This is a genomic window from Micromonospora sp. NPDC023633, from assembly GCF_040640035.1.
In the GTDB taxonomy this organism is placed as follows: Bacteria; Actinomycetota; Actinomycetes; order Mycobacteriales; family Micromonosporaceae; genus Micromonospora.
This window is the reverse complement of sequence record NZ_JBFABB010000091.1, coordinates 20161-28850: the sequence shown is the minus strand read 5'-3', so window position 1 is coordinate 28850 and position 8690 is coordinate 20161. Positions and strand designations below refer to the sequence as shown.

The 8690-nt window shown below is 69.8% G+C and carries 7 protein-coding genes and 2 pseudogenes; 7 read left to right on the top strand and 2 right to left on the bottom strand.

Translation table 11 applies throughout. From position 1 onward, the window contains the following. Positions 1 to 397 precede the first annotated feature (397 nt). Positions 398 to 589: pseudogene (locus AB0G13_RS24675) on the bottom strand (SMI1/KNR4 family protein); the annotation flags it as partial. Between the two features lie 708 nt (positions 590 to 1297). Here AB0G13_RS24675 and AB0G13_RS24670 point away from each other — a divergent pair. From AB0G13_RS24670 to AB0G13_RS24655, 4 genes are all read left to right on the top strand, one after another. Next, the gene (locus AB0G13_RS24670) at positions 1298 to 2056 is read left to right on the top strand and encodes a DivIVA domain-containing protein (RefSeq protein WP_357878482.1); all 759 of its coding nucleotides are present in this window, start codon (positions 1298 to 1300) and stop codon (positions 2054 to 2056) included. An 817-nt stretch (positions 2057 to 2873) separates the two neighbouring features. Further along, positions 2874 to 3254 carry a VOC family protein gene (locus AB0G13_RS24665; protein WP_357878479.1) on the top strand — a complete coding sequence of 127 codons (381 nt, stop codon included), beginning with the start codon at positions 2874 to 2876 and terminating at the stop codon, positions 3252 to 3254. A 188-nt stretch (positions 3255 to 3442) separates the two neighbouring features. Further along, positions 3443 to 4567, top strand: coding sequence for an alpha-1-antitrypsin (locus AB0G13_RS24660; protein WP_357878485.1), 1125 nt, complete (start codon positions 3443 to 3445; stop codon positions 4565 to 4567). Then, complete coding sequence (locus tag AB0G13_RS24655) at positions 4567 to 5343, top strand: peptidase (protein ID WP_357878476.1); 777 nt, start codon at positions 4567 to 4569, stop codon at positions 5341 to 5343. Before AB0G13_RS24660 ends, AB0G13_RS24655 begins: the two co-directional genes overlap by 1 nt. 305 nt (positions 5344 to 5648) lie before the next feature. Here the strand turns inward: AB0G13_RS24655 and AB0G13_RS24650 are convergent, their stop codons facing one another. Then, positions 5649 to 6356 carry a VOC family protein gene (locus tag AB0G13_RS24650; protein ID WP_357878473.1) on the bottom strand — a complete coding sequence of 236 codons (708 nt, stop codon included), beginning with the start codon at positions 6354 to 6356 and terminating at the stop codon, positions 5649 to 5651. Positions 6357 to 6473: 117 nt separating this feature from the next. Here AB0G13_RS24650 and AB0G13_RS24645 point away from each other — a divergent pair, with 117 nt between their 5' ends. The 3 genes and pseudogenes from AB0G13_RS24645 to AB0G13_RS24635 form a co-directional block, all read left to right on the top strand. Further along, entirely contained in the window at positions 6474 to 7121 is a 648-nt protein-coding gene (locus tag AB0G13_RS24645) for a hypothetical protein (protein ID WP_357878470.1), read from the top strand. 266 nt (positions 7122 to 7387) lie between these two features. Continuing rightward, on the top strand, positions 7388 to 8239 hold the full coding sequence (locus tag AB0G13_RS24640) for an NmrA/HSCARG family protein (protein ID WP_357878466.1): 852 nt from the start codon (positions 7388 to 7390) through the stop codon (positions 8237 to 8239). 265 nt (positions 8240 to 8504) lie between these two features. After that, positions 8505 to 8596 (top strand): annotated as a pseudogene (locus AB0G13_RS24635) (GNAT family N-acetyltransferase); the annotation flags it as partial. Positions 8597 to 8690 lie beyond the last annotated feature (94 nt).

Below are 8690 nucleotides of genomic sequence, written 5' to 3'. Positions count from 1 at the left end.
CCGCAGCGGACCGCGGCGCCACCCGCCCATCGGTGGGTGCCTCGGTCGCCGTGGGCGCACCCGCACATGCGGCCAGTCCGGCCAGGGTCATCACCACGACGAACCCTCTGACGACTACTCGCATATCGCTCCTTGACGTCCGAATACACGCAATCCGTGCACCTCTGAGACGATGTCGTCCGCGATGCGGTTCCCGGCCAGCTCCCCGGGCCTTGCTTGAGTGGCGGCGAAGCGGTCGGTCGCCGTCGTCGTCGCCCGAGGGTCGTCCGTCAGCACGCTACAGTCGGGCGCCGTGACCAGCGCTCTCGTCGTTGTGATCTCTTCGGCGCACCCGAAGGCGTCAGTGACCGTCGCGCACCGCACATCCAGTGCCGAAGGACAGGTGCGGATCCCGCGATCAGTCGTCCCCGTCGTACTCGGATTCGTCGATGAGGCCTGCCAGGAAGGTCTCGAAGTCGGGGGCGAGGATCGTGATCTGGTAGTTCCACTCCTGGTCGACGTGTACGACGGTTGGCTGACCGGGGGAGCGGTAGTCGAGGGCGACCATGTCGTGGCCTGCCGAGGGGCAGTCGGTGATGTAGATGCCGACCACGGCCGAGCGGCGCTGCGGGTGCCGAGAACTTCATCCGTGCTGGTCAAGCGGCGTTCTCGTATTCGTGTAGGACTCCGCCGAGTCGATCGTGTCGGTGGACGTTCAGGCGTGCCAGCGCGGCGGGATCGGTGATCGGTTCGGGCAGCGGACGCAGAGGCCGGGCGTTCGCGATGCCCCGATGAGGCCGATGCTGGTTGTGGTGGCGTTCGTACTCGCGGAGAGCGTGTAACAGGTGCGTCTGGTTCCGGATCAGTGTTGGTGCTGCTGTTTTTGTAAAGGTCCTTGTTGCACTGTCCCCAATTTGGGCATTTAGATTGTTGTTTTATTCACCGTGTCGGTACGGTCTCCATGTCGAGCCGTCGTGCAGCCAGTTCTCCCAATAGATGAAGGTTTGATCCCCGTCTGTGCTCCCATCTTGGATGCGCCAGATGTCTCCATACTTGACGAAGCAGCCTTTGGCGGACAAGCCCCCAAAGGGAGGTCGGCCCCGAGATCTGAGGCACCGTCACGACCACGGGTGGCTGTTTCGGCCGGTCCGCCAACTGACGGCGGCGGGCGGGGGCGCGGGTCGTCCGCTCCGATGTAGCTCTGCGCGAGGGCCACTCGTAACGACGACATTGTCTATGCGCTGCCAACCATCTGCGCCGGCCGGGGTAGTCTGTCCGGCGCGACGCCGTGACCGCGGGCAAACTCCAGGGAGCCAAGATGCCACTAACTCCGGCCGACATCCACAACGTCGCTTTCAAGAAGCCCCCGATCGGCAAGAGGGGCTATGACGAGGAGGAAGTCGACGCCTTCCTCGACGGAATCGAACGTGAAATCATCCGGCTGATCGAGGAAAACGAATCACTGCGTCGAAGGGGCGTGCAGGGCCCGCCGAGCCACGAGGCCGACGGGCTCAGCGCAGCCGGCTACGCCGAGCTGTCAGAACTGCGGTCGAGGCTCCAGCGGGTGATCAGCGAGAAGGCGGACACCGAACGGGTTCGGGACCTGCTCCAGGCTGACCTGGAGCGCGCCCGCGCGCAGGCCGGGGCGCGCGCCGAAGGGGGCGCGCAGGACGGCCAGGTGGCCCGCGTGCTGGAAATGGCGCAGCAGACCGCGGATGGCCACATCGAGGACGCTCGACGCGAGGCGGACCGGCTGATCGGGAGCGCCCTGGGTGAGGCGCAGTCGCTGGTGGAGGAGGCCCAGGCGACCGCCGGAAAGGCGGAGGAGGTGGCCCTCCAGCGCTACCACGATGCCATCCTCTCGTTGGAGAACGAGCGCGACTCTCTACAGCGGAGGGTTGAAGAGCTCACCGGCTTCGGGCGCGACTACCAGGAGCGCCTGCGAATCGAGGTGACGCGCCGGATGGACATCATGAAGGAAATCCCCAAAGCCGGTCCGGTTCCGGTGTTCGATGAGAAAGCCTGGCTCCGCTACCGGCGTCCGGGTCGGCAGAACGTCAGTGGCGACGTCCGCTGACACGCCGTGCGGCAGTGCTGCTCGGCTCTCCGGTCAAGCCCGTGGCCGTGGTGGGATCCGGGTTCGGGCGCGGCGGAGCGTAGGTCGCCGAGTTCGCCGACGATGGCGATGACCTGCTTCCCGCCGAGCCCGGGCATGCCATGTCGATCGGGATCGCCCACCGTCTAACCGCCCTGACGAGCCGATCAGTGGCTGGTTCTGCCAGGTGTCCCCGATCGGCGCCCGCACCTGAGCCGGCGGTGGACAGCGGGCGCCCCGCATCGCGGACCGGCCTGGCCCAAGGGGCGGGGCGCTCGGCGGATCCTGGCGTCGCTGGTCGTGCCTGCTCTCACCTGCCGGTCTCACCGAGCCGGCACGAGCCGGCGCTGACCTGTGACGACCGGGCGGAGGCCGCCGCCCGGGGCCGAGCATCCCGGGTCGGGGCTGCGTAACCGGGGGTGGTGTCGGTGGAGCACCGGGTCCTGCTGGACCCGGTCCAGCAGGCCGTCTTCAATCCGGACGGCCGGCTGCGCCGTGACGAACTGCCCGACCTGACAGCCGTCCTGTACGGGCTGGACGCCGTGCTCCGGCTGCACCTGGCGCAGGAAGAGGAGGATTTTTCTTCCTCAACCCGGCCGAGAGTGGTAAGCCCGGGTAGACCCGAGACCATCGCACGCCCTCTCGCCGGACGGCTGGGCCAGGAGGTAGATCATCCGGTGCCTGGCGGGTGTACCTGGCACGCGGCGAGCCCCAGAGCAGCCACGATGATGGCAAAGTGGAACAAAGTGGAAGTCTGTCGGCCTGGTGATGATTACGCTGTCGTAGGAGGTGAGCCATCATGTTGACAGACGCACCGGTGCAGGCGGCCATTCCCGCAAACGACATGGAGCGGGCCAAGCGTTTCTATCGCGATACCCTGGGCCTCACCATGTCGCAGGAAGCCGAGGACGCAGCCCATTTCGAGTCCGGCGGAACGCGGTTCTTCATCTATCCCACCTCGAACGCCGGGCAGGCGCCCCACACGTTAGCGGCCTGGCTGGTCGCCGACCTCGACGCCGAGATGGCGGACCTCCGGAGACGCGGCGTGACGTTCGAAGAGTACGATCTCCCTGGCCTCAAGACAGTCAACGGCGTCGCAGAGTTTCCGACGATGCGTGGCGCCTGGTTCAAGGACAGCGAAGGCAACATCCTCGGCGTGAGCCAGCCCCGCGAAGGTTGATCCCTGTAGTCGCCATCCATTTAGGTGCGGTCACCGCTGGCAGAAGCTGGTGGCGGAGCGGCCCGGGAGCGAAGCCCATCACTTGGACTCAAGGGCAGGCCCAGTCGCCCAGACCCCATTGGCGCCAGAAATCGGCTGATGCGGCTGTCTGGGCGCGAGTTGCAGTTCGCCATGAATAACAGCCATCGATTCTGGTCGATTTTGCCTCCGGGCGCACACAGCAGGCCTTCAACGAGGTGGTCGATGCGCTGCCCGAGGAGACCCAGCTCGGTATCCGAGTGCTCGGCGCGACCTACCAGGGCAAGGACAAGAAGCTGGGCTGCCTGGACACCCAGCAGATCGTGCCGGTCGGCCCGGTCGATCGGGCGCAGGCCAAGGCCGCGGTGGCGACCCTGCGGCCGACCGGGTTCACCCCGGTCGGGCTGGCTCTGCGCTCGGCCGCCCAGGATCTCGGCACCGGCACGACCGCCCGGCGGATCGTGCTGATCACCGACGGCGAGGACACCTGCGCCCCGCCGGACCCCTGCGAGGTTGCCCGGGAGCTAGCCGCGCAGGGTACGAAGTTGGTGGTCGATACGCTCGGGCTGGCCCCGGACGAGAAGGTGCGCCGGCAGCTACTCTGCATCGCCGGCGCCACCGGCGGCACGTACACCGCCGCACAGAGCGCCGACGAGCTGACCAGCCGGATCAAGCAGCTGGTCGACCGGGCGAAGGACACCTACACGGCGGCCCCGGCCGTGGTCGCCGGGAAGTCGGCGTGCGACGATGCGCCGCTACTCGGCCCCGGCGTTTACAGCGACCGGGAGGCGTTCTCGGAACATCGTTGGTACCGGGTGCCGGTCCGCCCCGGGCAGGAGCTGCGTGTCTCGGTCAGCATGGCGCTGGACCGCCCGGTGAACCGCGACTACGGAGTGCTGCTGCGGGCCATGGCCACCGACGGCCGGGAACTGGTCCGCGGGGTGGACGCGGGCAGCGGCCGCACCGACGTGGTCTCCGCCGGCCTGCGCTGGTCAGCGAGCGAGAAGCGGGCGGACGGGGTGCCACCGACGCCGGCCACCACGACCGCCGTCCCGGCTACCACGGTCTGCCTGGTCGTCAGCAACGCCTTCGCGCCCCGGCCGGGCACCCAGGCGACGCCCGGAATGCCGGTCGAGGTGACCGTGGACGTGGTTGCGTCCTCGCCCGCCCCGGCCGCCCCCGACCTCGGTCGGGGCTGGATGCTGCTGGTGCTGCTGACCGTGGCCGGCCTGCTCACCGGACTGGTCACCGGCCTTCTCACCCGCTGGTGGGTGGCCACCTGGAGGGAGAACTGATGAGTACCCGGACGATCCGGAGCGGAGCGGCGCTGGCCGCCGCCGGCCTGGCCCTGCTGGCCGTCCCCGCCCCGGTCCAGGCCGCGCCCACACCCTCGCCGGGCGCCACCCCGGTCACCCGGGCTGGGACCTCCTTTCTGACCGCCGCCAGCATCGCCGACGGACAGCCGGTCCGGGTCGCCGCCTCCACCGGCGACTACCTGTACTGGTCGTTCCCGGCCGTGGCCGGTGAACGGCACGAGATCACCGCGACCGTGTCGTTCCCGAAGTCGCGCAGCGGCGCGTCGACCTGGACGATGGAGGTCTTCGACGGGCTACGGCGACGCCAGTCCTGCACGGCCGGCGCGCAGACCCCCACCGTCGAGGCCTCTGTCGGCAGCGTGTCGCTCGGTTGCGCCCTGCGACAGGTACGGACCTGGTCCGAGCCCTGGTCGGCCGACCCGCTGCCCGGGACGTACTACGTCCGCCTGTCGGTGGCCGAGCTGCCGGAGGCCGACCTCGGGCTCCCGATCGACGTGGAGCTGCTGGTCAGCGCGGACCGGCAGGACTCCCGCGACGACGGCGAGCTCAAGGCGCCGCTGGTGCCGCCCACGCAGGCCGGCACGATACTCAGCGCCGAACCGGCGGCACAACCGGTCGAGGAGGACGAGAGCGGGTACCTCGACTGGTTGCCCGGCCTCGGCTCGCGTTGGATCTGGAGCACGGTGGGCGGCGTACTCGCCGCCGCAGCCGGCGTCGCTGGCTTCGCTCTCACCCGCCGTCCCCGCCGGCCGTGACCGGTGCCGGTGGCCGCTCCCCGGGCGGGGAGCGGCCACCGGCCGGCGCAGGAGAGGAACCGGAAGCTCGCGGAGCAGGTGCGCCGAGGACGGCACCGATTCGGTGCTCGCCGCAGCCGGGGCGCGGGGCCGACCCCCGGGTGGATGAGCCGCTCGGTCGGGTGCGCGTATCTGCCGTGATCCGCGTACGACGCAGCGTTACGCCGAGCTGGCCCGCTTGCCGCCCGGACGCGCCGACGAGCGGATGTTTCGGCCGCGCTGACCCCGGGGCCGCCGCCGAGATGCGTAGCCCGGCCGCGCTGTGGTCAGTTTCCTCTCACGCAGAACTCGTTGCCGTCGGGATCGGCCAGCACGACGGTGCCGTCCGCACCGACCTCGAGCCGGGTGGCCCCGAGCGAGACCAGCCGGTCGACTTCCGCTTGCTGGTCGCCGCCGGCCGGGGCGAGGTCGAAGCGCTGACGGTTCCTTACCTCTTTCGGGGCCACGGGTGGGCCTCCCCACGCGACCTTCGTGCCGCCGCGCGGTGACTGGATCGCGGTCTCCTGGTCCTGGTCCCACACCAGCGGCCAGCCCAGCGCCTCGCTCCAGAAGAGGCCGACCTCCCGGGTGCCGTCGCAGGCGAGTTCCCCGAGCAGGCCGCACCCGGCGAGGAAGGCGTTGCCCGGCTCGATCACGCAGAACTCGTTGCCCTCGGGGTCAGCCAGGACGACGTGCCCCTCCTCGGGCCGCTGCCCGACGTCGAGGTGGCTTCCGCCGAGCCTCAGCGCCGTGGCCACCGTGTGCTGCTGGTCGTCGTGGCTGGCGCTGGTCAGGTGAAGGTGCATGCGGCGGTTCGGCCCCACCTTCTCCGCGCGGCTCGGGACGAACCGGAGGCTGAGCTGGCCGTCCTCGCCGGGCAGGAGCGCGCCATCGGCGTCCTCGACGACCTGGCGGCCGAGCATGCCGGCCCAGAACTGCGCCAGGCGGGCCGCGTTGTGCGCATCGAAGGTCACCGTCAGCAGTCGCGAGATCATCGCCTCACAGTAGGCAGGGGCCAGCAGGGCAACAAGGTGATTAGCCGGCCGGCGTATCGCGAGTGGCGCAGGGCGCGTGCCGTCTCAACGGGCGCGTCGAGCGGTTCCGGTAACCGGATGATCACTCCCGCGCAGACGACGAGCCGGCTGAACAAGGACATCGGCGCCGTTGTGCGGCCGCTGGGCTTCCACGGCACTCGCGGGAACTGGTCGGTCGTCACGACCGACGGCGTCGCACAGATCAATGTCGGACGGAGTGTGATGCGCAGCGTCGGCGGCGGCACGATCTTCGTCAACGTGGGCATCGGTGTGGTGCCGGTTGCATGGTGGGAGTACCTGAACTGGCGCGCCGCCCGCTGGGGCCAGCCTCCGATCCCGTTGGACAAGAACGCTACGTCCTACCGGATCGGGTTCGTCGAGACCCGCCAATGCCCGGAGGACAGTTACTACCACCTGCGCCTGGACCCTGGCAGGTACCCGGCGACCGTGACGACGACCGAGGAGTTGGACCACGCTGCGGCGCTGCTGGTCGGTGCGGCCGACAAGCTCGCCCACACCGCGCTCGACCTGCTCCGGCCGGGCCGTTGCCTCGAGGCGCTGCGCGGCGTACCCGATCTCGGCGGCGCGATGTGGGAGCCGCTGGTGGTGCTGCTCGCCGAGGGCGGCCCGTCGGCCGAGCTCGATGCCGCGATCGAGGACACGCGTGCCGACTACGCCAACTACGGCTTCGGCCCACCGACATGGAGGTCGAGTAGGCCCGCATGAGGGCCGCGGCGGCGGGGGAGCGGCAAGGCGCGTGAGGAGATCATCCAGTGTGGTAACCAGGTACGCGGGCTTTCTGGTTCGGCGACAAGAACATTCCCGAACCGGCCTTCTGCTCCTACACCGCGCCCGAGCAGACCATCGGCCGGCTAGGTGGGACGGCCACCGCGAACGTTCGCGAGGATGGGGTGACGGCCGAGGCGGGAGGATACCGTGGAGCGCGGCGACGACCGGTCGCCGCGCTCGCTCGCTGTGAAGAGGTGACTTCGATGGCCGATGCGCCGATCTTGGTGCTTGGGGCGACCGGCGGTCAGGGCAGCGCCGTTGTCGAGGCGTTGTTGGGCCGCGGGGCCCGGGTGCGAGCGCTGGTGCGCGACCCGAAGCGGGCGGCGGCTCGCCGGTTGACCGACCGGGGCGTCGAGGTGGTCGCGGGATCGCTGAATGATCCCAGCTCGCTGGCCACGGCGATGGCGGGCGCGGGGGCCACCTTCGCGCTCACGACTCCATTCGAGGCGGGCGTGGATGCCGAAGTGGCCCAAGGGCGGGCGATCTTGGCAGCCGCCGGCGAAGCTCGAGTGCCGCACCTGGTGTTCAGTTCGGTGGCCGGCGCCGATCAGGGAAGCGGTGTGCCGCACTTCGACAGCAAGGCGCGGATCGAAACCGAGATGGCTGCTGGCGACGTCCCCTACACGATCTTGGGGCCGACGTACTTCTTCGACAACGCCCTCGGCGGGATGGACCGCATTCGCAGTGGGGTGCTCGATCTGCCGCTGCCGGCGGATCGGCCGCTGCAGCAGCTTGCCCGCACTGACCACGGTGCCTTCGCCGCGCAGGTGCTTCTCGACCCCGCCCCCTATGTCGGGCGACGTATCGAGCTGGCCGGCGATGCCCCCACCCCCGCCCAGATGGCGGCCGCACTGAGCGCGGCGCTGGGACGGGAAGTGCGCCATGAGAGGGTGCGGCTGGCCGATATCGGCAATCCGGACATGCACGCGATGTGGGCGTTCTTGAATGGGCCGGGCTACCAGGTCGACATCGCCGCGCTGCATGCCGCCCACCCAGAGGTTGGTTGGACCAGCTTCGCCGATTGGGCCCACCGCACGTTTGGATCTGTTTCGTGAACATTCCCGGCTGACGACCGCTGCCCGTATCCCTGCTCCGCATCCCCGACGGTGGGGCACGGCGGGTGCCCTCGGACGCGCCCGCACCGAGCGACGCTGACCGCGACAGGGCGTCCGCCAAGCCACCCCGGCCGGTCATGGCGCGGATCGTCGCGGTCGCGTCAGCCCCGTGTCGTGCGCTTCGCCTGGTCAAGGGGCGGGCACGGCTGGCTGGAATCATGGACGCGAACCCACTCGACTTGTCACGGTCGACGATGCGCCGGTTTTGGCGGAGCTGCTCCGCGCCAACCGCGACTTCCTCGCGCCACGGAGCCGATCCGAGGCGAGGACTACTTCACGGTGGACGGCCGACCCGCGAGAAGACCCCGTTCCGACGCGTGGCCCGACGCAGCACCGGCCGCGCCAACCATCGCGGATCCTCGACGCATCCGCTGATCGTCGTCGCGCCGCT

Excerpts from the sequence above, each read along its gene's own strand:
- AB0G13_RS24670 (WP_357878482.1), top strand. The coding sequence starts at position 1,298 with ATGCCACTAACTCCGGCCGACATCCACAACGTCGCTTTCAAGAAGCCC.
- AB0G13_RS24665 (WP_357878479.1), top strand. The coding sequence starts at position 2,874 with ATGTTGACAGACGCACCGGTGCAGGCGGCCATTCCCGCAAACGACATG.
- AB0G13_RS24655 (WP_357878476.1), top strand. The coding sequence starts at position 4,567 with ATGAGTACCCGGACGATCCGGAGCGGAGCGGCGCTGGCCGCCGCCGGC.
- AB0G13_RS24650 (WP_357878473.1), bottom strand. The coding sequence starts at position 6,356 with ATGATCTCGCGACTGCTGACGGTGACCTTCGATGCGCACAACGCGGCC.
- AB0G13_RS24645 (WP_357878470.1), top strand. The coding sequence starts at position 6,474 with ATGATCACTCCCGCGCAGACGACGAGCCGGCTGAACAAGGACATCGGC.
- AB0G13_RS24640 (WP_357878466.1), top strand. The coding sequence starts at position 7,388 with ATGGCCGATGCGCCGATCTTGGTGCTTGGGGCGACCGGCGGTCAGGGC.